Below are 22,551 nucleotides of genomic sequence, written 5' to 3'. Positions count from 1 at the left end.
GCTGGCCGGTTGGGCGTTTCGTTTCGTGAAGTCTTGTATAAGAGTCTAGGCAAATCGGTGCTGGCGCAATAGACGGGTGGGAGGATTTATGGAGTATTTATTTGTGTTTTAAATCAATTGCTTGCAATCAACGTTTCACATTAAGAAACGATTTTTCCCATCTTGGTATAGGGTATCTTGTGCCGTGCAGCACGATTTTTTACGACGCAAAAAAATTTTCCACATCGTGAAATTTCGGCGTCCATCAAATTGCGGGCGAAAAAAAACCGGCGCCTGAGCACCGGTTTCTCTCGACTGACGAACAGCGCGGGGCCGTTCGGGTCTTTTTTCAAGCTGACTTGCTGGTATTGCTTGCGTCCGGCAAGCGCGCTACTGCTCTGAAGCAGCGTGACGCGCCATGCCGATGCGCGAGCAAATACTTAGCTGCCGCGACGCGCCGTACGCGGGCCGTCGCTGCGGCGTGCGCCGTAGCCGCCGTCGCGCGAACCGCCGTAGCCTTCACGCGAACCGCCGCCGAAGCCGCCTTCACGCGAACCACCTTCACGCGAACCGCCACCGAAGCCACCTTCACGCGAACCGCCGCCAGCCGACTTGCCGGCCCAGCCGCCGCCATTGCCGCTGCGCGCGCCGCCGCCGTTACCGGCCGGCTTGCCTGCGCCGCTGCCGCTACCGAAGCGACGGCCAGCACCGCCACCGTTGCCACCGCCCGGACGGCCACGGCCGCCGAAGCCAGGACGGCCACCACCGCCAGCCGGAGCCGACTTGCGCGGCTCGAAGCCAACCACGACGTTGACCGGCAGCGGGGTGCGCACGAAGCGCTCGATGCGCTTCAGCGCGCCTTGTTCAGCGTGATGCACGAGGCTCACTGCGGTACCCGTGCGACCAGCACGGCCGGTACGGCCGATACGGTGCACGTAGTCTTCGGCGAACTTCGGCAGGTCGTAGTTGAACACGTGCGTGATGCCCGGAATGTCGATACCGCGAGCGGCGACGTCCGTTGCGACCAGCACGCGAACGCGACGCTCGCGCAGCGCCTTGATCGTGCGGTTACGCGCGCCTTGCGGCAGATCGCCGTGCAAAGCGGCCGATTCGAAACCGGCGTCGGCCAAACGGCCGGCCAGCTGGTCGGCGTCCATCTTGGTTGCCGTGAACACGATAGCCTGGTCGAGGCCTTCGTCGCGCAGCAGATGGTCGAGCAGACGATCCTTGTGATCGCGGTCGTCCACGTAGTGAACCGTTTGCGAGATGTTGGTGCGTTGTTCGAGGCGCTGAACGATTTCGATCCGTTCCGGATCCTTCAGCAGACGGCCCGTCAGCGAACCGATCTTGCCGTCGAGCGTGGCCGAGAACAGCATGGTTTGACGCGTAGCCGGCGTAGCCGCGACGATCGTTTCGATGTCTTCGATGAAACCCATGTCGAGCATGCGGTCGGCTTCGTCGAGCACGAGGATCTGCAGTTGCGACAGATCGATACGGCCGCGTTCCAGATGGTCGATCAGACGACCCGGCGTGGCGACCAGGATTTCCGGGTTCTTCGCCAGCAGCATCAGTTGCTGGCCGTAAGCGACGCCGCCCAGAATGCTGACGGTGCGCAGACGCTTCAGATGCTTGCCGTAGTTGGCAGCGGCGGTGGTGACCTGCATTGCGAGTTCGCGGGTCGGCGTCAGGACCAGCATGGTCGGACGGGCAACCGGTTGCGGACGGCGCGTGGTGCGGGCGTCGGCCGCCGGACGCGCTTCACGCGGCTGGCTGGCTTGGGCCTTTTGCAGTTGCGAGAAACGCTCGATGGCGGGCAGCATGAACGCGGCGGTCTTACCCGAACCGGTCGGGCTCGAGACCATCAGATCGCGGCCGGCGATACCGGCGGGGATAGCGCGTTGCTGAACCGGCGTCGGGTTCTGGTAACCAGCGGCGGTCAGCGCGGAGACGACATCCGCGGAGAGACCAAGCGACGCGAACGTCGGGCCGGTCGGCGCAGCGGCTTCAGCGGCGACGGCTTCCGGAGCGGCAGCGACGGCTGCGACTTGTTCCGGTGCGTCGGCGAGACCGAGGGCTTGATCGGCGATGGCGTTCAACGGGCTGGAGGTGTTGCTCGAAGTCATGAGAATCCTTGGTACACAGGGAATTAAAACGTCGGCGCCAATCGGCATACCCAAGTCGTCGGATTCAGCGAGCAAAGAAGCAGCGAGCAAATCGAAAAACGGGGGCAGCTCGCGACAATGAAGGCGAGCTTTTCGTTAGAAGCTGTATCGGATGCGACATGCCAACACGGCGTGCCGCCAGCCTGGGACATGATCGCCCGTAGGGGGCTAGGCAGGAGGGGACAGGTTCTAAACTGGATTGGAGCTAAACGCTACGAGGCGCTGCGCCGCAAAGGCCGCTGGAGGAAAGCCGGGCAGAGCAGTGAAGCGCAGGCAGCATTCTATAGGGTTTTGTTGCACTGCGCCACTGTTAAGAAACTTCTTAGTGGAAGAAATTGCTTTTTCTGGCTGCGCAGGGCGCGCTAAGTGGCGCGGGGCGGGGCGCCCAGCGTTTAGCCGTGGCGCTGGATCAGGCAAGTGACGCGAAGGGGGAAGCGGGAGGGCGCGCTAATTGGCGGCCGGGCGGCGACGCGGGCAGTCGGTGGCGCGGGGCAGTCGGCCAGACTGTTCGACTGCCCGATCGCCAGGCGACCAGGCGACCCCGATTCACCGCGCTACCGCTGTCAGGCCGCCGTGCCGTTCTTCAGCGATTCGACGAGTTCCGCGTATTGCTGCTTGGCGGCGTCCTGCGTGGTGCCTTTGAGCGCGCCCCACGCGTCGTACTTGTATTTGCCGACGATGTCGGTGAAGCCCGGCTTGTCGCCGTGGACGTCGCCTTCGGTCGCCTGCTTGAAGAGCGCGTAGAGGCGCAGCAGCGTGAGGTTGCCCGGACGCTCCGTCAACTGTTTGACGTCTTCCTGGGCTTGCGCGAATTGGGTGGTGATGTCGGTCATGTTCGTTTTGCCCGGTAGCGGGAGTGGGTTACGGTGGCCGACGATCATAACAATTGCCTGCCGTCGACGGCCCGAGGGCTTATTCCAAACGCCGGCCACCGGCTTGCGGGCCAACCCGAACCAGATTGGCGCGCGCCGCGCCGATCACGCCGATTACAATACGGTCCATGACTCAAACTGTGCTCCTCGCTCTCGATACGTCGACCGAATTCTGTTCGGTAGCGCTTTTGTCCGTCGCCGTCGCCGTCGCCGGCCAGACGCATGCCGAACCCCGCCTCTGGGTCCGCCATGAGCAGACCGGCGCGGTCTCCAGTACGCGCCTGCTCCCCGCCATCCGCGAACTGTTCGCCGAAGCCGGCCTGACGCTGGCGGACTGCGACGCGATCGCATTCGGCTCCGGCCCCGGCTCGTTCACCGGCCTGCGCACGGCAACCGGCGTCGCGCAAGGTCTCGCGTTCGGCCTGAATCTGCCGGTTGTGCCGGTCAGCACGCTGCTGGCTTGCGCGGAAAGTGCCCGCTTGCGCGATCCGTCGGCGACGCGCGTGCTGGCCGCGCTCGATGCCCGCATGGACGAAATCTATTGGGCCGACTTCGCGTGGGATGAGGCGCAGGGCGACTGGCGCACGCTGCAAGCGGCCTCGCTCGACGCGCCGGAGCGCTTGGTGTTGCCGGAGGTTCCGTTCACGCTGGCCGGCAACGCCGCCGCCGCGTTCGGCACGCGGCTGCCCGCGGTGGCCGCAGCGCGCACGGTCGACGGCGATGCGTTGCCGCACGCCGTGCCGCTCGCGCATGCCGCGTTGCGTGCGTTGCGCGCCGGCCGCACCGTGCCGGCCGATCAGGCCGCGCCGGAATACGTGCGCGACAAGGTCGCGCAGACCACGGCGGAGCGGATGGCCGACAAGGCTGAAAAGGCCGCTCAAGCCGCTCAAGCCACTCAAGCCGCTCAAGCCACTCAAGCCACTCAAGCCACTCAAGCCACTCAAGCCACTCAAGCATCGCAGGGCGCCCACGCCTCACACGACATCCAGCCGGGCGAGGGCGGCCAATGAGCGGCGTGTTGCTAGCTGACCGCTACATATCGCCGATGACGGAAGGCGATCTGGACGAGGTCGCGGCCATCGAAAAGATCGCGTATGAGTTTCCCTGGAGCCGTGGCAATTTCGGCGACTCGCTGCGCAATGGCTATTTCGGCATCTGCCTGCGTCATGTGACCGGCGCGCTGATCGGCTATTGCGTGCTGATGCCGGTGGTCGATGAAATGCATCTGCTCAACCTGTGCGTGACGCCTGCCGCGCAGGGCGGCGGCGCCGGTCTCGCGCTGCTTCGCGAAGCGGTGCGGATTACCCGCGCGGAAAAACTCGAAGGCCTGCTGCTCGAAGTGCGGCCGTCGAATCATCGCGCGATCCGGCTGTACGAGCGCTTCGGCTTTGCGTCGATCGGCCGGCGCAAAAATTATTATCCGGCGCGGCATCGCAGCCGGGAGGACGCCATCGTGATGCGTTTCTCGTTTGCCACGGAGGGCGCAGATGGCGCTGCATGATTCGGTACTGGAAGAGTTCGGCCTCGCGCCGCTGTGGGTGCGTCGCGGAATGGCGGCGCAGCCGGTTGCGTCTGAAGCGACAGAAGCGTCTGAAGCGTCTGAAGCGGCCAGCGGGCAAGATGTGGCCGCCGCAGCTGCAGTTGAGCCGGAGATGCGCCGCGCGGCTCAACCGTCGCAGCAACCGTCGCAGCAACCGGCCACACGCGATCGCTCCGACGATCGCGACGCGCCGATGCGCGCAAGCGAATCACCGCGTCCCGTACAGGACGGCCGGTCAAACGAGCGCCGTATGCAACCGGCGCAACCTGAAGCTCAAACCCGCTCGCAATCGCCCACCGTCGAAACACCGCATCAACCGAAGCCGCCAACCCGGCCTGCAACACAATCGCGCGCCCCTGAACAATCGCCTTCATTCGACGCACCGCCCGACGACGATTTCGCGTGGTTCGACGATCTGCCAACCGAGGCGCCCGGGCACGGACACGCGCCGCCCGAAGCTCGCCGCGAAGCACCCCAACCGCCGGCAATCCACACGCTCGACTGGGACGCGCTGAGCGAACGCGTTGCGGCCTGCGAAAGTTGCCGGTTGTGCGAGAAGCGCACCAACACCGTGTTCGGCGTCGGCGATCGCAACGCCGACTGGATGCTGATCGGCGAAGCCCCCGGCGAGAACGAAGACCGTCAGGGCGAGCCGTTCGTCGGCCAGGCCGGCAAGCTGCTCGACAACATGCTGCGTTCGCTGACACTCGCGCGCGACACCAACGTCTACATCGCGAACGTGATCAAGTGCCGGCCGCCCGGCAACCGCAATCCCGAGCCGGACGAAGTCGCGCGCTGCGAGCCGTATCTGCAGCGTCAGGTCGCGCTGGTCAAACCGAAACTGATCGTCGCGCTCGGCCGCTTCGCCGCGCAGAGTCTGCTGAAGACCGAGTCGAGCATTTCGTCGCTGCGTGGCCGCGTGCACGAATACGAAGGCGTGCCGGTGATCGTCACCTATCACCCGGCATATCTGCTGCGCAGCTTGCCGGATAAGGCGAAGGCGTGGGCCGACCTGTGCCTCGCGCGCGACACGTGGCGCGCGGCTGGTGGCGCGCCCGCGGACCCGCCGAAGTGACGACCGCCGATGGTTCGGCGGCACACGTCGCCGTCGCGCCCGGCGCTCGCGCCGCGACGCTCGACACGCTGCTGACCCAATTGCGCGCGCCCGCCGTGCGTGATCTCGCCTGGTTGCTGCTGAGTGCCGATCTGTTGCGCGCGCAACCACCGGCGGGCGTGCTCGCGACGCCGTTCGACACGCGTCAGGAGTTTGAAGCAACCGTCGCCTGGCTGTGCGCCCTCGATGCCGCACCGGCGCCTCTACAGCACGATCTGACGGCGACGCGCATCACGCGTCTTGGCCGTTACGCTGAGCGACTGCTCGGCTGGTTCTTGCAGAACGGACCGGCGGCGCGGCTGATCGCGGCGGGTGTGCCGCTGCGGCATGAAGGCATCACGCTCGGCGAGTGCGATTTTCTGCTGCAGACGCAACGCGGCGCGCGGCTCCATTGGGAGCTGGCCGTGAAGTGCTATCTGCATGCCGGCGCGGGGCGCGGCAAGCTGGCGGACTACGTCGGGCCGAATCTGAAAGACCGCTTCGATCTCAAGCTCGCGCATGTGCTGAATCATCAATTGCCGATGAGCGCGCGTGAAGCGTTCGCGTCGACCGGCTACGCGGGGCCGTGGACGCCGCAGATGTTCATCAAAGGCTGGCTGTTTTACCGGCACGGCGAGACGCCGCTCGATCCCGTCGAGCTGGATCCGGCGCATGGGCGAGGGTGGTGGGTGACGCGCAACGACTGGCCGGGTTTCGCGGCCGGGCAGGCGTGCAAATGGCGGACGTTGCCGCGCCTGGAGTGGCTCGCGCCGAGGCGCTACGAACAGCACGAGGCAGATGTGGCGGATGCGTCAGAACAGACGCTTGTCGATGCCGACACGCTTGCCGCGCAAACGTCGCATCAACATGGACCGGCGATGGTCGTCGCATTCGACGAGGACAGCGCGGGCAATCTGGTGGAACGTTCGCGCGGTTTTATCGTGCCGGACGAATGGCCCGAGCAGGCTCAGGCTTACGCGCGGCAGTAGCAACTAGTAGCAGAAACGGGCGTAGCCGCGCCCAGCCGCCCAATCCCTCACCACCACCGATAAAAGTGATGCACCGGCCCAACCCCGCTGCCCACCTCTAACCGATCGCTCGCCTGCAGCGCGCCGGTCAGATACAGCTTCGCATCGGCCACCGCGCTCGCCAGATCGCTACGTTGCGGAATCAGCGCCGCAATCGCCGACGACAACGTGCAGCCCGTCCCATGCGTGTTCTTCACCGGCACACGCGGGCCGCCAAGACGCAACGTGCCGCCTGCTTCAACCAGCCAGTCCGGACTGTCCGCCGCGCTCAAATGGCCGCCCTTCATCAGCACCGCGCGCGCGCCGAGCGCGCGCAGGGCTTCGCCTTGCTCCACCATGCCGGCTTCATCGGTCGCGCTGGGCACGCCGAGCAACGCGGCGGCTTCCGGCAGGTTCGGCGTCAGCAGATCGGCCAGCGGCAGCAGTTCGTCGCGCACCGCCGCGACCGCATCCGGCAGCAGCAACGCGTGATTACTCTTCGAAATCATCACCGTGTCGAGCACGACGTGTTTGGGCTTGTGGCGCCGCAACGCATCCGCGACCGCTCGCGCGATCGGCGCGTTCGCCAGCATGCCGATCTTCACGGCGTCGATGCGGATATCGTCGAACACCGCGTCGAGCTGCGCCGTCACGAAGCCGGGGTCCGGCGCGTGAATCGCCGTGACGCCGCGCGTGTTTTGCGCGGTCAGCGCGGTGATCACGCTCGCGCCGTAGGCGCCGAGCGCCGAGAAAGCCTTCAGATCGGCCTGAATGCCGGCGCCGCCGCCGGAATCGGAACCGGCGATGGTCAGCACATTCGGAATAGGTTGAGTCATGGCAAAGCGAGGAAAGAGGAAGGCGCGAGGAAGGCGCGGGCGCTAGCGAGAGAGCGAGGCCCGCTGCGAATCAGTGCCTGGCTTCGCCGATCAGCGCGACCGAGTCGAACTCGCGCTGATTCGCCTGGTGGCGCCGCATCACGAGCCACATCATCAGACAGACGAAGGTGCCGAACAGCACGATCACAGCCGTGACCGGCACGTCGAGCCACACCAGCACGGCGTAGAGGCACAGCATGACCAGCACGGAGAGATTTTCGTTGAAATTCTGCACGGCGATCGAGTGACCCGCCGACATCAGCACGTGCCCGCGATGCTGCAGCAGCGCGTTCATCGGCACGACGAAAAAGCCCGACAGACCGCCGACGATCATCAGGAAAATATACGCGACGATCAGGTAGCCCGGCACATGCACGCGGCCGAAATACACGCCCCAATGAACGGGGAACAGGCTGCGCGTGTAGAACGCCATCAGCATCACGGCGATACCCATCATGATGCCGACCGGCAGCACCGACAGCGACTTCTTCAACGGCACGCGCGAGGCGGCGAAGATCGCGCCGGCCGCCACGCCGACCGCCACCACGGCTTGCAGGATGGCCGCTTCGGACAGCGACATGTTCAGCGACACTTCGGCCCATTTCAGCACGATGAATTGCAGCGTCGCGCCGGCGCCCCAGAACAGCGTGGTGACCGCGAGCGAAATCTGCCCCAGCTTGTCGCGCCACAGCACGAGAAAGCAGTCGGCGAAATCGGTGACGAGTTTGATCGGGCCGCGTTCCTGTTTCGGATAACGCGCGCCGGTGTCGGGAATGCGCAGATTGAACAGCGCGGCGATGATGTAGATCGCCATGATCACCAGCATGGCCGCTTCGGCCGGCGTGTTGACCGTGGGAATGTGCTGCCTGAGGATCGGCGCGGCGATGTGCGGACTGATCAGCGCGCCGCCAAGTACCGTGCCGAGAATGATCGAGCCGACCGTGGTGCCTTCGATCCAGCCGTTCGCGGCGACCAGCCGGTCAGGCGGTAGCAGTTCGGTGAGAATGCCGTATTTGGCGGGCGAGTAGGCCGCCGCGCCGAACCCCACGATGCCGTAGGCGATCAGCGGGTGCGCGCCGATCAGCATCGTGATGCAGCCGGCGACCTTGATGGTGTTGGTGACAAACATCACGCGCCCCTTGGGACGCGAATCGGCGAAGGCGCCCACGAACGCAGCCAGCACGACGTACGACAGCACAAAGAACAACTTGAGCAGCGGCGTCATCCAGTTCGGGGCGTGAAGATCTTTCAGCAGTGCAATAGCAGCGATCAGAAGCGCATTGTCGGCCAGCGACGAAAAAAACTGCGCGGCCATGATGGTGTAAAAACCTTTTTTCATCTGATGCGATGCTGTCCTCGCTGCGGTCTGTCCGCCCCGGTGCCGTGTGGAAGGCGTCCGGGCTTATACCGTTCGAAATGGGTTGTGCGCACGGCTTTATATCATGAAAATAGCTGGATTCGGACTAGCAAAATCCTTGATCGCACCGCCCAGCGGGCTGCCGAGCGTTGAAAACGCCCTGTAAGCCGCTGATTCGCAAGCGTCTTTACGAAAATATCCCATGCCGCGCCCCCTTTCAGCCACGATCCATACCGCCGCACTCGCCAATAATCTCGCTGTCGCCCGCCGCTACGCGCCGAAATCCAAGATCTGGGCTGTCGTCAAAGCGAACGCCTACGGGCACGGTCTCGCCCGTGCTTTCCCTGGTCTGCGCGCCACCGACGGCTTTGGTTTGCTTGACCTCGAAGAAGCCGTGAAGTTGCGTGAATTGGGCTGGGCCGGCCCGATTCTGCTGCTCGAAGGCTTCTTCCGTCCGACCGATATCGACGTGATCGACCGCTACAGCCTGACCACCGCGCTGCATTCGGACGAACAGTTGCGCATGCTCGAAATGGCGCGCCTGTCCAAACCCGTCAACATCCAGTTGAAGATGAACACCGGCATGAACCGCCTCGGTTACACGCCGGAGAAATACCGCGCCGCGTGGGAGCGCGCGCGCGCCGCCCAGGGCGTCGGCCAGATCACGCTGATGACCCATTTTTCCGATGCCGACGGCGACCGCGGCATCGGCTATCAGATGGAAGCGTTCGAGCGCGGCGCGCAGGGCATTGCCGGCGCGCGCAGCTTGTCCAACTCGGCGGCCACGCTGTGGCATCCGGCCGCGCACTTCGACTGGGTGCGCCCGGGCATCATCCTGTACGGCGCGTCGCCGTCGGGCGTGACGGCCGCGATCCAGGGCACGGGCTTGCAGCCGGCCATGACGCTCGCGTCGGAACTGATCGCCGTGCAGACCCTGAGCGAAGGGCAAACGGTCGGCTACGGCTCGTCGTTCAAGTCGCGTGCGCCGATGCGCATCGGCGTGGTGGCGTGCGGCTACGCGGATGGCTATCCGCGGGTCGCGCCGGAAGGCACGCCGGTGATCGTCGACGGCGTGCGTACGCGGATCGTCGGGCGGGTCTCGATGGACATGCTGACCGTCGACCTGACGCCGATTCCGACCGCCAACGTCGGTTCGCGCGTCGAACTGTGGGGCACCTCGCTGCCGATCGACGACGTCGCGCAGGCCTGCGGCACGATCGGCTACGAGCTGATGTGCGCGGTCGCGCCGCGCGTGCCGGTGCGGGCCGAGTAAGACATCAATCCAGAAAACAGCAACTCAGGCAATCTCGCGCGTGGCTAAACCCAAGACTCTGTACATCTGTAGTGAATGCGGCGGGCAATCGCCGAAGTGGGCCGGGCAGTGCCCGTCCTGCAATGCGTGGAACACGCTGGTCGAATCGGTGGCGGAGGCGCCGTCCACGCACCGTTTCCAGTCGCTCGCGAAGAGCGCGCCGGTGCGCCGCCTCGCCGACATCGAAGCGTCCGACGTGCCGCGTTTCTCCACCGGCGTCAGCGAATTCGACCGCGTGCTCGGCGGCGGTCTGGTGCCGGGCGGCGTGGTGCTGATCGGCGGCGATCCGGGCATCGGCAAGTCCACGCTGCTGCTGCAATCGCTCGCCGAAATCGCCGCCGATAAACGCGCGCTTTACATCAGCGGCGAAGAATCGGCCGCGCAGATTGCGTTGCGCGCGCAACGGCTTTCGTTGCTGGAGCCCGGCTCGAAAGCGAGCGAGCTGCAATTGCTCGCGGAAATCCAGCTCGAAAAAATCCAGGCGACGATCGCCGAGCATCAGCCCGACGTCGCCGTGATCGACTCGATCCAGACCGTCTATTCCGACGCGCTGACCTCCGCGCCGGGCTCGGTTGCGCAGGTGCGCGAGTGCGCGGCGCAATTGACGCGCATCGCCAAGCAGTCGGGCACCACCATCATCATGGTCGGCCACGTGACCAAGGAAGGCGCGCTGGCCGGGCCGCGCGTGCTCGAACACATCGTGGATACGGTGCTGTACTTCGAGGGCGACACGCATTCGTCGTATCGCCTGGTGCGCGCCATCAAGAACCGCTTCGGCGCGGTCAACGAACTGGGCGTGTTCGCGATGACCGAGCGCGGCTTGCGCGGCGTGGCCAATCCGTCGGCGCTGTTTCTGTCGCAGCACGAGCAGTCGGTGCCCGGTTCCTGCGTGCTGGTGACGCAGGAGGGCACGCGGCCGCTGCTGGTGGAGGTGCAGGCGCTGGTGGACTCGGCCAACGCGCCGAATCCGCGGCGGCTCGCGGTGGGTCTCGAACAGAACCGGCTCGCAATGCTGCTGGCGGTGTTGCACCGCCACGCCGGCATTGCCTGTTTCGATCAGGACGTGTTTCTGAACGCGGTGGGCGGCGTGAAGATCACCGAACCGGCGGCCGACCTGGCCGTGCTGCTGGCGATTCATTCGTCGATGCGCAACAAGCCGCTGCCGAAAGGCCTCGTCGTATTCGGCGAAGTGGGGCTGGCCGGTGAGATCCGGCCGTCGCCGCGCGGTCAGGACCGGCTGAAGGAAGCGGCCAAGTTGGGCTTTTCCATCGCGGTCATTCCGAAGGCCAATGCACCGAAACAGCCGATAGAAGGCTTACAGGTCGTTGCGGTCGAACGGATCGAGCAGGCGATCGACCGGGTCCGCACGCTCGAATAGACGGGCTTCCGGCGCCGGCGGGCGCGGTGCGGATCGCGCCTGGCGGTAATGGCCGGTAAATATCTCCATATTGGCTGTAACCTGCCGGCCAACCCTTTTTCCTAAGCTGCAAGCGTATTGCATTGCCGTATGCATCGCTTCAGATGCCAGAAAAAGGATCGCGCCTTGAAACAGTCATGTGAAACCGTAGTCGATCGGTCCATCCAGGTGCGCGGCTGCCGCGTCTCCGCACCGATTCGCCAGCCTTGGGGCGGCGCCTGCCGGATTGTCGAGTGGATCGACACCACCGGGCAGATTTCGCGTCGGGTAGTCGCCGAAGATGCCACAGCTGCGGACGTGCGCGCCACGATCAATCGTCATGTGGAAGGCCGCAAGTACGTGCTGTACGACGACGAGAAGACGCCGCGTCAGACGTTGCCGCGGCAGTCGGTGGTGCGGCGTTGAGGGGTGGGGTTTATAAGAGCCTTGGGTCCGGAGTGCCGGGTGCCGAGGTTCCACGCCCTGCGTCCCAAACCCCTTGGGCCCCGAACCCGCGCTCAGTTGAACCCGCGCCGTAATTCCACGCGCGGCTGCAGATCAGCCTGCTCTTTCTTCTTTTTCTTCGCTTCGATGGCGCGCTCCGCCTCCGCCGCGGCCGCCAACGCCGCCGCGTAAGCCTGCGGATTGAACAGCGGATGCTGTGCGGCTTCCGCCGCCGTCAGCACCGGCGAAACGCAGCAGTCGAGCGGCTCCAGCAGCAGAACCCAGTCTTTCAGCGCACGCTTGCCGATCACCCCGGCGAGTTCCTGCGTCAGCGCGGCGGCGTCCGGGCCGCCGATCGCCTGACCGAGGCTCCAGTGACGGGTGGCCCATTCAGGCCGGTCGAGCGCCATGCACAGGGTTTCCCAAAACTTCAGTTCGAGCGCACCGACCGCGAGCCAGCGGTCGTCGAGCGTGCGGTACAGGTTGTAGCAGGCTACGCCACCGTTCAGCAGACCTGCGCCGGCGGCGGGCGCCGCGCCTTCGTTGGCGAGTGAAACCTGGGCGACGATGTTGTGCGCGTGAGTGACATGCGTCATCGAGACGTCGACGAAGCGGCCTTCGCCGCCGCGCGACACGTGCCACAACGCGGCGAGAATCTGCGTCACCGCGCTCAATGCGCCGCCGAGCAGGTCGGCGATCTGGAAATTCGGCAGGATCGGCGTGCCGTCGCGGCTCGCCAGTTGTTCGAGCACACCCGCATAGCCGATGTAGTTCAGATCGTGGCCGGCATGATCGACGAACGGGCCGCTCGCGCCATACCCGCTGATCGCGCAGTAGACCAGCCGTGGATTGAGCGCGCGCAGCGTTTCGTAGCCCAGGCCAAGCCGCTCCATCACGCCGGGCCGGAAACTTTCGATCAGCACGTCCGATTCAGCCGCGAGCGCCCGCAACACGTTGCGGCCGGCGTCGGACTTGAGGTCGAGACGGGTCTCGCGCTTGCCGCGATTGACCAGCCGGTAGAACGCGCCGGGCCGTCCGGCCACCCGGTCGCCCGACGACTGCATCATCGTGCGGGTCGGGTCGCCCGCGCCGGGCGCTTCGATCTTCAGCACGTCGGCGCCGAGTTCGGCGAGCCGCAACGCGGCGACCGGGCCGGGCAGCAGGCGCGTCAGGTCGAGCACGCGCAGTCCTTGTAGCGCGGGCGGCGCCGCGTTGGACGATGACACGGATGATGCTGTCGCGGATGACAAGGCCAACCTCCCGTCGATAACGGCGCGGATTGAAAACCGCCTGCCGCTAGCCGATTTGCTCGAGTTCCTCGTGAGTCTCGAGCCATTCGGCTTCGAGCGTTTCGAGGCGCGCGTTCACATCTGCCTGACGGCGGATCGCCTCCGTCAGCTTGCTCTTCTGTTCGGGCTCGTAACTGGCCGGATCGACGACGAAGGCATCCAGCGTCGACTTCTCCGCGTTGAGCGAGTCCATTTCCTTTTCGATCTTCGTGATGCGGTTTTGCAGCGGCTTTTTCAGGTGCCCGAGCTTCTGACGCGTTTCCGCTTCGAGACGCCGCTGTTCCTTGCGATTCACGCCGTTGTCCGCGCCGCTGTCTGCATTGCTTGCCGCCGCGCCTGCCTTGAGCGCCGCGCGCTGTTCTGCCGCGTGTTGCAGCAGCCAGTCGCGGTAGTCGTCGAGATCGCCGTCGAATTCCTGCAGGCGATGCTTCGCGACCAGCATGAACTGGTCGGTTGTGGCGCGCAGCAGATGCCGGTCGTGCGACACCAGAATCAGCGTGCCTTCGAATTGCGCGAGCGCCATGGTCAGCGCGTGCCGCGTTTCGAGATCCAGGTGGTTGGTCGGCTCGTCGAGCAGCAGCAGATTCGGCTTTTGCCAGATGATCAACGCGAGCGCGAGGCGGGCCTTTTCGCCGCCGGAGAACGGCGCGATTTTCGACGTGGCCATTTCGCCGGAAAAGTTGAAGCTGCCGAGGAAGTCGCGCAATTCCTGCTCGCGCGTGTCCGGTGCGAGACGCGCCACGTGCTGCAACGGTGTGTCGTCGGCGCGCAGCGTTTCGAGCTGATGCTGCGCGAAGTAGCCGATCCGCAGCCCTTTGCCTTCGCGCACGTGGCCGCCGAGCGCCGCGAGCGTGCCGGCGAGCGTCTTGATCAGTGTGGATTTGCCCTGGCCGTTCGCTCCGAGCAGGCCAATGCGCTGACCATTCTGAATGGACAGCATGACGTGCTCGACGATCGGAATCTCGACGCCTTCGTCTTCGTTGCGATACCCGCAGCGCACGTTTTCCATCACCATCATCGGATTCGGCGCGGAGTCGGGCGTGCGGAATTCGAACGTGAACGGCGACTCAGCGTGCGCCGGCGCGATCATTTCCATCTTTTCCAGCGCCTTCACGCGGCTCTGCGCCTGGCGTGCCTTGGTGGCCTGCGCCTTGAAGCGGTTGATATAGCTCTGCAGATGCTCGACCGTGCGCTGCTGCTTCACATACGCGCTCTGTTGCAGCGCGAGCTGCTGCGCGCGCAGCACTTCGAATTGCGTGTAGTTGCCGCCGTAGCGCTTGATCTGCTGATGTTCGAGATGCAGCGTGACGTTGCAGACCGAGTCGAGGAATTCGCGGTCGTGCGAGATCACGATCAGCGTGCCCGGATAACGGTTCAGCCAGTCTTCGAGCCAGACGATCGCGTCCAGATCCAGGTGATTGGTCGGTTCGTCGAGCAGCAGCAGATCCGAGCGGCACATCAGCGCCTGGGCGAGATTCAGGCGCATGCGCCAGCCGCCCGAGAAGCTGCTGACCGGCTCGCGGGTCTGGTCGAGCGTGAAGCCGAGGCCGAGCAGCAACGCTTCGGCGCGCGCGGGCGCGGTGTAGCCGTCGGCGTCCGCGAAAGCCGCGTGTGCTTCGCCTTCCGCCGCGCCGTCGTGCGCGGCGGAGGCCGCGGCAATCGCGGCTTCGATCGCGCGCAAGGCCGCGTCGCCGTCTAGCGTGTAGGCGAGGGCGGTTTTATCGGCGGCCGGGGTTTCCTGCGCGACGTGAGCGATCTGCCAGTTGGGCGGCATGGCAAAGTCGCCGCCGTCCGCATGCAGTTCGCCGAGCAGCACGGCAAACAGCGTCGACTTGCCCGCACCGTTCGCCCCCACGAGGCCGGCTTTTTCGCCGGGGTTGAGGGTGAACGTGGTGTTGTCGAAGAGCGGCTTGGTGCCGCGCGCGAGGCTGAACTGATTAAAGCGGATCACGAAGAGGCCGGCTGAAGAAAAACGCTATTTTAGACTGCCGGCGCGGACACCGGGCGCTCAACGGGGATCGGCCATTCGGCCGACTGTTCCGGCGCGACTTTTGGCATAGACTGGCAGCTTTTACGGGGGAGCACACATGACATCGATTTATTCTTTTTCGGCACGTAAGCTCGGCGGCGAGGAAGTGAGTCTCGAGCAGTATCAAGGCAAGGTTTTGCTGATCGTCAACACGGCGAGCGAATGCGGCTTCACGCCGCAATATGCGGGTTTGCAGAAGCTGTTCGACACCTACGCGGCGCGCGGACTGGCGGTGCTCGGCTTTCCGTGCAACCAGTTCGGCAAGCAGGAGCCGGGCGATGCGTCGGCAATCGGCAGCTTCTGCGAGAAGAACTACGGCGTGACCTTCCCGATGTTCGACAAGATCGACGTGAACGGCGCGAACGCGCATCCGCTGTTCCGCTATCTGACCGAAGAGGCGCCGGGTCTGCTGGGTCTGGAAGGGATCAAATGGAATTTCACCAAATTCCTGATCGGCCGTGACGGCAGTGTGCTGAAGCGCTACGCGCCGCTGACCAAGCCCGAGGCGATCACCGAGGATATTGAAAAGCAGTTGTGATGGGTTGGGTGGTGCGGGCGTTGCCGAAGCGACGCCTACAGCACCGGCGAAAACAGCCGCGCCACATGCATCAACACCCGCCGCAACGCGCTCGCATTCCGGTACTCGGTGCGATCGATTTCGCGCGACTCGGCAAAGTCGTTCAGCAGCATTGCTTCGACCTCTTTGGCGAAGCCGCGGTCCACGGTCAGCACCATGATTTCGAAGTTCAGCCGGAACGAACGGTTGTCGAGATTCGCGCTGCCGATGGCCGCGGCCACGTTGTCGATCAGCACCACTTTTTGATGCAGGAAACCCGGCTGATAACGGAAGATCCGAATCCCCGCGCGCACCGAATCGTACGCGTAGAGTTTCGACGCGGTGAACACCACGCGGTGATCGCGCCGGCTGGGAATCAGAATGCGTACGTCCACGCCGCGCAGCACCGCGAGCCGTAACGCGGCGAACACGGCCTCGTCGGGAATCAGGTAAGGCGTGGTGATCCAGATCCGCTCGCGCGCCGCGTTGATCGCTTCGACGAAGAACAGCGCGCAGGTCTCCTGCTTGTCGGCCGGTCCGCTCGGCACCACGAGGCAATGCATGCCCGGGCTCTCGCTCTGATCGGCCGGGGGCGCCGTCGGCATGTCGAATTCGGGCAATTGCTGGGTGGCCCAGTGCCAGTCTTCGGTGAACACGAACTGAATGCTGGCGACCGCCGGGCCGCGCACTTCGATATGTGTATCGCGCCACGGCGACAACGGCGGCTTGCCGCCCAGATATTCGACGCCCACGTTATGGCCGCCGACAAACGCACGTTCGCCGTCCACCGAAACGATCTTGCGGTGATTGCGAAAGTTCAGTTGCAGACGGTTCACGAAGCGCCGGTTGGTCGCGAACGGATGCGTCTCCACGCCGGCCGCGCGTAGCGCCGCCACGTAACGGTGCGGCAGATCGAAGCTGCCGATGCTGTCGTACAGAAAGTACACGCGCACGCCTTGCTGCGCTTTCGCGATCAGCGCGTCCTTGAGCATGTCGCCGAGCGCGTCGTCGCGAACAATGAAGAACTGCACGATCACATAGTGACGCGCGTTTTCGATCGCTTCGAAAATGGCTTCGAACGTTGCCGCGCCGTTCACCAGCGTGCGCACCGAATTGCCCGGCAGGAACGGCATGCCGCCGAGCCGCGTGAGCGAATGCACGAGCCGCGCGCCGAGTTCCTGGGTAGGCAGTCCCGCGGAGGAAGCCCGCGTGTCCCATTCCGGCGGATGCGCGCGCGTGCGCAGCAGTTCGTTCTCGACGCGGCGCGCATCGGCATAACCGGCGAATTTGCTGCGGCCGAGGAACAGGTACGGCACCAGCGTCAGATAAGGCATCGCGACCAGCGACACGGCCCACGCGATCGCCCCTTGCGAGGTGCGCGTGTTGAGAATCGCGTGGCACGCCGCGACCAAGCCGAGAAGGTGGGCGAGGGCGACCAGCGGACCGACGTGAAGCAGGTCGAATTGCATAGGCGGGCGAAGGGTTGACGAAGCGCGGCTCAAGCCGGGTGGATGAGCGGCGGATAACTGACCGCGCTCATCTTACCGAACGTGCGTGCGTTGGGGTGTGTTCAGGCCGCGCTTTGAAATCCCGGCCATGGTGGCCGGTGCGGCGGGGCGGGGCGACGTCGCGGCGGCGCGCGGCAAAAGCAGGCTTTGCCGCGCGACTCGCCCGATCGGGCAAGCCCGTTTCAGACAAGCTAACTTAAACCGGCAGATCGGCGGCCTGAATCAGGAATACGTTGTCGTCGCCGGCGCTGGTCGACAGCCAGACCAGGTCGAGGCCGCCGAAGGCCGCTTCGACATTCGCCCGCTCGTTGCCGATCTCGACCACCAGCACGCCTTCGTCGGTCAGCCAGTTGCGCGCCTGCGCAATGATTCGCCGCACGATGTCCATGCCGTCGGCACCGCCCGCCAACGCCATGTCCGGCTCGTGCTTGTATTCGGCCGGCAGTTCCTGCATCGAGGTGGCGTTCACGTACGGCGGATTGCTGATGATCACGTCGTAGCGGCGCTCGGCGAGCGGCGCGTACAGATCGCCTTCGAACAGCGCGATGCGGTCGTCGAGCTTGTAGTCCGTCACGTTGCGCGTGGCGACTTCGAGCGCCGGCGCCGACAGGTCGACCGCGTCGATATCCGCGTTCGGGAACGCGTGCGCCGCGAGGATCGCCAGGCTCGCGGAGCCGGTGCACAGTTCAAGCACCGCGCTCACCTGCTCGGGATCTTCCACGTACGGCTGCAAGCCGTCCTGCAGCAATTCGCCGATAAACGAACGCGGCACGATCACGCGCTCGTCGACGTAAAAGCGGAAACCGTGCATCCATGCTTCCTGCGTGATGTACGCGGCCGGCACGCGTTCGCTGGCGCGGCGTTCGATCACGTTCAGCACGGCGTCGATCTCCGCTGCGCTCAGGCGCGCGTCGAGAAACGGTTCCAGCAGATCGAGCGGCAGATGCAGCGTATGCAGCACGAGATAGGCGGCTTCGTCGTAAGCATTGACCGAGCCGTGACCGAATGACAGTTCGGCCTGGTTGAAGCGCGACACCGCGAAACGCAGCAGGTCGCGAACAGTGGAAAACGGGAGCGTCATCGCAAATAGTCCTTGGGTCACGCAATAAGTTGTTCGAGCACGCGGCGATACACGTTTTTCAGCGGCTCGATGTGGGCGACTTCGATATGTTCGTCGATCTTGTGGATGCTGGCGTTCAGCGGGCCGAATTCGATCACCTGCGGGCAGAGGCGCGCGATAAAGCGGCCGTCCGACGTGCCGCCGGTGGTGGACAGTTCGGTCGTGACGCCGGTTTCATCTTTGATCGCTTTGGCCAGCGCGTTCGACAAATCGCCGCGCGGCGTGAGAAACGGCAGGCCGCTCACGTTCCATTGCAGATCGTATTCGAGGCCGTGCCGGTCGAGGATCGCGTGAACGCGCGCCTGCAGGCCTTCCACCGTGCTGGCCGTCGAGAAGCGGAAGTTGAACATCACGTCTGCGTGGCCCGGGATCACGTTGGTCGCGCCCGTGCCGCTGTGAATGTTCGACACCTGCCACGTGGTGGGCGGGAAATAGTCGTTGCCGTCGTCCCAGCGCTCGGCGACCAGTTCGGCCAGCGCGGGCGCGAACAGATGCACCGGATTCTTCGCCAGATGCGGATAGGCGATGTGGCCTTGCACACCCTTGACGGTGAGCTTGCCCGACATCGAACCGCGCCGGCCGTTCTTCACCATGTCGCCGAGCTGCGCGCTCGAGGTCGGCTCGCCGACGATGCAGTAGTCCATCCGTTCGCCGCGCGCCTGCAAGGCTTCGACGACCTTGACGGTGCCGTCGGTGGCGGGGCCTTCTTCGTCGCTCGTGATCAGGAACGCGAGCGTGCCGCGATGCGCCGGGTGCGCCGCGACGAATTCCTCGCTCGCCACCACGAAGCCGGCGATCGACGCCTTCATGTCCGCCGCGCCGCGGCCGTACAGCTTGCCGTCGCGATGGGTCGGCTCGAACGGTGCCGAATGCCATTGTTCGAGCGGCCCGGTCGGCACCACGTCGGTATGGCCGGCGAACGCGAGCAGCTTGCCGTTCGTGCCGTCCACGCCGCGTTTGACGGCCCACAGGTTGGTCACGCCGTTCGATTCGATCGTCTCGTGCTCGAAGCCGAGCGCGGACAGGCGTTCGATCAGAAGACGCTGGCAATGCTGGTCGTCGGGCGTGACGGACGCGCGCGAGATCAGTTGTTCGGTAAGGGCGAGGGTGCCGGACATGGATTCAGTACAAGCCACTTTGAAATGAAAAAATGCCGGCTGGCGGTGCAGCACCGCAGCCGGCAACAGCTTTTGCGTCACGCGGCGAGGCCGCGTTTTACTGCTTGAATACTGCGTGAATACGGCTTGCTGCGCTTTAGGCAAACAGCGCGGCGTAATCGTCGGCGGAAAAACCGAGCGACTTGACCCGCCCGTTGACCACCAGCACCGGCCGCTTGATCACCGACGGCTTGTGGATCATCAACGCGATCGCGCCCGGCTGCGTATCCGCGGCCGCCTTCATGTCGTCGGACAGGCCACGCCACGTGGTGCCGCGACGGTTCAGCAGCGCGTCGAGCTTCACGTCTTTGAGCCAGTCCTGCACGAGCGGTTCGGTCACGCCATGCTTCTTGAAGTCGTGGAACTCGAACTCGACGCCGTGCTCTTCCAGCCACACGCGGGCTTTCTTCACGGTGTCGCAGTTCGGGATGCCGTAGACGACAGTCTTGTTGCCGCGCGCCATCAGTCGCCTCGCAGCAGCTCGTTCAGGCCGACCTTCGCACGCGTCTTGGCGTCGACCTTCTTGACGATCACGGCGCAGTACAGGCTGTGCGAGCCGTCTTTCGACGGCAGGTTGCCCGCCACCACCACCGAGCCCGCCGGAATGCGGCCGTACGTGACTTCGCCCGTTTCGCGGTCGTAAATCTTGGTGCTCTGGCCCAGGTACACGCCCATCGAGATCACCGAGTTTTCTTCGACGATCACGCCTTCCACCACTTCCGAACGCGCGCCGATGAAGCAGTTGTCTTCAATGATGACCGGGTTGGCCTGCAGCGGCTCCAGCACGCCGCCAATGCCCACGCCGCCCGACAGGTGAACGTTCTTGCCGATCTGCGCGCACGAACCGACGGTGGCCCACGTGTCGACCATCGTGCCTTCATCAACATACGCGCCGATGTTGGTGTACGACGGCATCAGCACGACGTTCTTCGCGATGAACGAACCGCGACGCGCGATGGCGGGCGGCACCACGCGGAAGCCGCCGGCGGCGAAGTCTTCAGCGGTGTAGTTGGCGAACTTCGACGGCACCTTGTCGTAGAACTGGCTGTAACCGCCGGCCGCCATGGGTGCGTTGTCTTCCAGGCGGAACGACAGCAGCACGGCTTTCTTCAGCCACTGATTGACGATCCAGTCGCCGTCTTTCTTCTCGGCGACGCGCAGCGCACCCTTGTCCAGTTGTTCGATCGCGTGGGCGACGGCTTCGCGCACGTCGGCCGGAGCGGCCTTCGGCGACAGCTCGGCGCGGTTTTCCCAGGCGGTGTCAATGATCTGCTGAAGTTGTTGCGACATATGCGTGCTTTTCTGAAGAGTTGAAATCGGAAGAAGGGAGTGCGATGCGCGGGGCGCCTGCCTGGACTCTGAAACGGTCGCGAAGCAGACTCAACCCGCGAGCGCGCGGCAAAAATCGACGATGCGCTGTGCGCCTTGCGTGCATTCGTCGACGTCGGCGACCAGCGCCATGCGGACGAAATTGCGGCCGGGGTTCACGCCGTGCGCGGTGCGCGCGAGGAACGAGCCCGGCAGAACCGTCACATTATAGTCGGCGTAGAGGCGCTGGGCGAACTCGACGTCCGTCAGGCCCGTGCGCGAGACGTCCGCCCACAGGTAGAACGCGGCGTCCGGCAGGCGCACGTCGAGCACCTCGGCGAGCATCGGCGTGACGGTGGAAAACTTCTGCACGTACTTCGCGCGGTTCTCGCGCACGTGCGCTTCGTCGTTCCAGGCCGCGATGCTGGCATTCTGGAACACGGTCGACAAGGCCGCGCCGTGGTATGTCCGGTATAGCAGGAAGTCCTTGAGGATTGCCGCGTCGCCGGCCACGAAGCCTGAGCGCATGCCCGGCACGTTCGAGCGCTTGGACAGGCTCGACAGCATGACCAGCCGCTCGAAGCCGCGACCGAGCCGGTGCGCGGCTTCCAGACCGCCGAGCGGCGGGTTGGCTTCGTCGAAATAGATTTCCGAGTAGCACTCGTCCGACGCGATCACAAAGTTGTAGCGGTCCGACAGCGCGAACAGTTCGCGCCAGTCCTCTAGCGTGAGCACCGCGCCGGTCGGGTTGCCCGGCGAGCATACGTAGAGCAGCTGCGTGCGCGCCCAGATGGCATCCGGCACCGCCGAATAGTCGCAGGCAAAGTTGCGCGCCGGGTCGCTATTCACGAAGTACGGCTGCGCGCCGGCGAGAATCGCCGCGCCTTCGTAGATTTGGTAGAACGGGTTCGGACAGAGTACGATCGCAGGCTCGCCGTCAGGATCGCGCCGCGGATCGATCACGGTCTGCGCGAGCGCGAACAGCGCCTCGCGCGAGCCTGCCACCGGCAGCACCTGAGTGGCCGGATCGACCGGCGGCAAGTTGTAGCGCTGCGTGACCCACTTCGCGATCGACTCGCGCAACGCCGGCGAACCGAGCGTGGCCGGATACGCGGCCAACCCGCCGAGCGAGGCGATCACGGCGTCGCGAATCAAGGCCGGCGTGGGATGTTTCGGCTCGCCGATACCGAAGCTGATATGCGCCTGGCCGGCGACCGGCGTGACGTCTTTGAAAAGCGCGCGCAGCTTTTCGAACGGGTAGGGCTGGAGGGAGTCGAGTAGCGGGTTCACTGGGCGGACGAGCCTGATCGAGGATGGGCGCAGACGGAGGGTGCAGGAAGCCGGGCATGCAGGCAGGCGGCAAGGCGTACGAAAAACGCGCAAAACGCCATGCAGCAGCGGCGAGCGGATGATTATAGCGTGGCGCAACCCGCCAGGCGGCGCAGCCAATGCGTTGCAGCGGGAACGACGCGAACCGCCGACGGTTCGCGCAAAAGAGAAGCAGGAGCAGCAATGGTCGTAACCGTCCTTGAGACATCCGGAGTACG

At 64.9% G+C, this 22,551-nt stretch carries 20 protein-coding genes; 8 read left to right on the top strand and 12 right to left on the bottom strand.

The features are described 5' to 3' along the window. Positions 1-419: 419 nt before the first annotated feature. Positions 420-2,102 carry a DEAD/DEAH box helicase gene (locus FA94_RS01795; protein WP_035546238.1) on the bottom strand — a complete coding sequence of 561 codons (1,683 nt, stop codon included), beginning with the start codon at positions 2,100-2,102 and terminating at the stop codon, positions 420-422. Between the two features lie 602 nt (positions 2,103-2,704). Beyond that, complete coding sequence (locus FA94_RS01790) at positions 2,705-2,974, bottom strand: acyl-CoA-binding protein (protein WP_035549067.1); 270 nt, start codon at positions 2,972-2,974, stop codon at positions 2,705-2,707. A gap of 167 nt (positions 2,975-3,141) precedes the next feature. Between FA94_RS01790 and tsaB the strand changes: the two genes are divergently transcribed. Genes tsaB through FA94_RS01770 form a run of 4 tightly spaced genes read left to right on the top strand, consistent with a single transcriptional unit; the run spans position 3,142 to position 6,635 of the window. Beyond that, complete coding sequence (gene tsaB, locus FA94_RS01785; protein ID WP_035546237.1) at positions 3,142-4,023, top strand: tRNA (adenosine(37)-N6)-threonylcarbamoyltransferase complex dimerization subunit type 1 TsaB; 882 nt, start codon at positions 3,142-3,144, stop codon at positions 4,021-4,023. After that, positions 4,020-4,514 carry a ribosomal protein S18-alanine N-acetyltransferase gene (gene rimI, locus FA94_RS01780; RefSeq protein ID WP_035546235.1) on the top strand — a complete coding sequence of 165 codons (495 nt, stop codon included), beginning with the start codon at positions 4,020-4,022 and terminating at the stop codon, positions 4,512-4,514. Before tsaB ends, rimI begins: the two co-directional genes overlap by 4 nt. After that, a complete protein-coding gene (locus tag FA94_RS01775; RefSeq protein WP_035546233.1) occupies positions 4,501-5,628 on the top strand; it encodes a uracil-DNA glycosylase in 1,128 nt (375 codons plus the stop codon). Before rimI ends, FA94_RS01775 begins: the two co-directional genes overlap by 14 nt. Next, positions 5,625-6,635: a DUF1853 family protein gene (locus FA94_RS01770; RefSeq protein WP_035549065.1), complete on the top strand. Its 1,011-nt coding sequence runs from the start codon at positions 5,625-5,627 to the stop codon at positions 6,633-6,635. The genes FA94_RS01775 and FA94_RS01770 overlap by 4 nt, the downstream gene beginning before the upstream one ends. Before the next feature lie 47 nt (positions 6,636-6,682). Here FA94_RS01770 and thiD read toward each other — a convergent pair whose 3' ends face one another. Both thiD and lplT read right to left on the bottom strand, forming a co-directional pair. Beyond that, a complete protein-coding gene (gene thiD, locus FA94_RS01765; RefSeq protein WP_035546231.1) occupies positions 6,683-7,489 on the bottom strand; it encodes a bifunctional hydroxymethylpyrimidine kinase/phosphomethylpyrimidine kinase in 807 nt (268 codons plus the stop codon). A 70-nt stretch (positions 7,490-7,559) separates the two neighbouring features. Next, entirely contained in the window at positions 7,560-8,867 is a 1,308-nt protein-coding gene (gene lplT, locus FA94_RS01760; RefSeq protein WP_035546229.1) for a lysophospholipid transporter LplT, read from the bottom strand. A 220-nt stretch (positions 8,868-9,087) separates the two neighbouring features. Here lplT and alr point away from each other — a divergent pair, with 220 nt between their 5' ends. From alr to FA94_RS01745, 3 genes are all read left to right on the top strand, one after another. Continuing rightward, positions 9,088-10,158: an alanine racemase gene (alr, locus tag FA94_RS01755; RefSeq protein ID WP_035546226.1), complete on the top strand. Its 1,071-nt coding sequence runs from the start codon at positions 9,088-9,090 to the stop codon at positions 10,156-10,158. A gap of 40 nt (positions 10,159-10,198) precedes the next feature. Beyond that, on the top strand, positions 10,199-11,575 hold the full coding sequence (gene radA, locus FA94_RS01750; RefSeq protein ID WP_035546224.1) for a DNA repair protein RadA: 1,377 nt from the start codon (positions 10,199-10,201) through the stop codon (positions 11,573-11,575). Positions 11,576-11,740: 165 nt separating this feature from the next. Further along, on the top strand, positions 11,741-12,019 hold the full coding sequence (locus FA94_RS01745) for a DUF2866 domain-containing protein (protein ID WP_035549064.1): 279 nt from the start codon (positions 11,741-11,743) through the stop codon (positions 12,017-12,019). A 92-nt stretch (positions 12,020-12,111) separates the two neighbouring features. On the opposite strand, the gene FA94_RS01740 is transcribed toward FA94_RS01745, so the two are convergent. After that, a complete protein-coding gene (locus FA94_RS01740) occupies positions 12,112-13,218 on the bottom strand; it encodes a CaiB/BaiF CoA transferase family protein (RefSeq protein ID WP_051980281.1) in 1,107 nt (368 codons plus the stop codon). A 115-nt stretch (positions 13,219-13,333) separates the two neighbouring features. Then, positions 13,334-15,277 carry an ATP-binding cassette domain-containing protein gene (locus tag FA94_RS01735; RefSeq protein ID WP_035546222.1) on the bottom strand — a complete coding sequence of 648 codons (1,944 nt, stop codon included), beginning with the start codon at positions 15,275-15,277 and terminating at the stop codon, positions 13,334-13,336. A 136-nt stretch (positions 15,278-15,413) separates the two neighbouring features. Here FA94_RS01735 and FA94_RS01730 point away from each other — a divergent pair, with 136 nt between their 5' ends. Next, entirely contained in the window at positions 15,414-15,893 is a 480-nt protein-coding gene (locus FA94_RS01730; RefSeq protein ID WP_035546221.1) for a glutathione peroxidase, read from the top strand. A 35-nt stretch (positions 15,894-15,928) separates the two neighbouring features. Here FA94_RS01730 and cls read toward each other — a convergent pair whose 3' ends face one another. The 6 genes from cls to dapC all read right to left on the bottom strand — a co-directional run bounded on the left by cls (position 15,929) and on the right by dapC (position 22,294). Beyond that, positions 15,929-17,380: a cardiolipin synthase gene (cls, locus tag FA94_RS01725; protein WP_035546219.1), complete on the bottom strand. Its 1,452-nt coding sequence runs from the start codon at positions 17,378-17,380 to the stop codon at positions 15,929-15,931. A 235-nt stretch (positions 17,381-17,615) separates the two neighbouring features. Then, complete coding sequence (gene prmB / locus FA94_RS01720; RefSeq protein WP_035546217.1) at positions 17,616-18,500, bottom strand: 50S ribosomal protein L3 N(5)-glutamine methyltransferase; 885 nt, start codon at positions 18,498-18,500, stop codon at positions 17,616-17,618. Between the two features lie 17 nt (positions 18,501-18,517). Then, on the bottom strand, positions 18,518-19,657 hold the full coding sequence (gene dapE / locus FA94_RS01715; RefSeq protein WP_035549058.1) for a succinyl-diaminopimelate desuccinylase: 1,140 nt from the start codon (positions 19,655-19,657) through the stop codon (positions 18,518-18,520). Positions 19,658-19,793: 136 nt separating this feature from the next. Next, the gene (locus FA94_RS01710; protein ID WP_035546215.1) at positions 19,794-20,159 is read right to left on the bottom strand and encodes an ArsC family reductase; all 366 of its coding nucleotides are present in this window, start codon (positions 20,157-20,159) and stop codon (positions 19,794-19,796) included. Further along, complete coding sequence (dapD, locus tag FA94_RS01705) at positions 20,159-20,986, bottom strand: 2,3,4,5-tetrahydropyridine-2,6-dicarboxylate N-succinyltransferase (protein ID WP_035546213.1); 828 nt, start codon at positions 20,984-20,986, stop codon at positions 20,159-20,161. The genes FA94_RS01710 and dapD overlap by 1 nt, the downstream gene beginning before the upstream one ends. A gap of 90 nt (positions 20,987-21,076) precedes the next feature. Beyond that, positions 21,077-22,294, bottom strand: a complete 1,218-nt coding sequence (gene dapC, locus FA94_RS01700; protein WP_035546212.1) for a succinyldiaminopimelate transaminase — start codon at positions 22,292-22,294, stop codon at positions 21,077-21,079. Positions 22,295-22,551: the final 257 nt, after the last annotated feature.

The sequence above is a fragment of the Burkholderia sp. 9120 genome (assembly GCF_000745015.1).
Taxonomy (GTDB): domain Bacteria; phylum Pseudomonadota; class Gammaproteobacteria; order Burkholderiales; family Burkholderiaceae; genus Paraburkholderia.
This window is presented reverse-complemented; position numbering and strand designations above follow the sequence as displayed.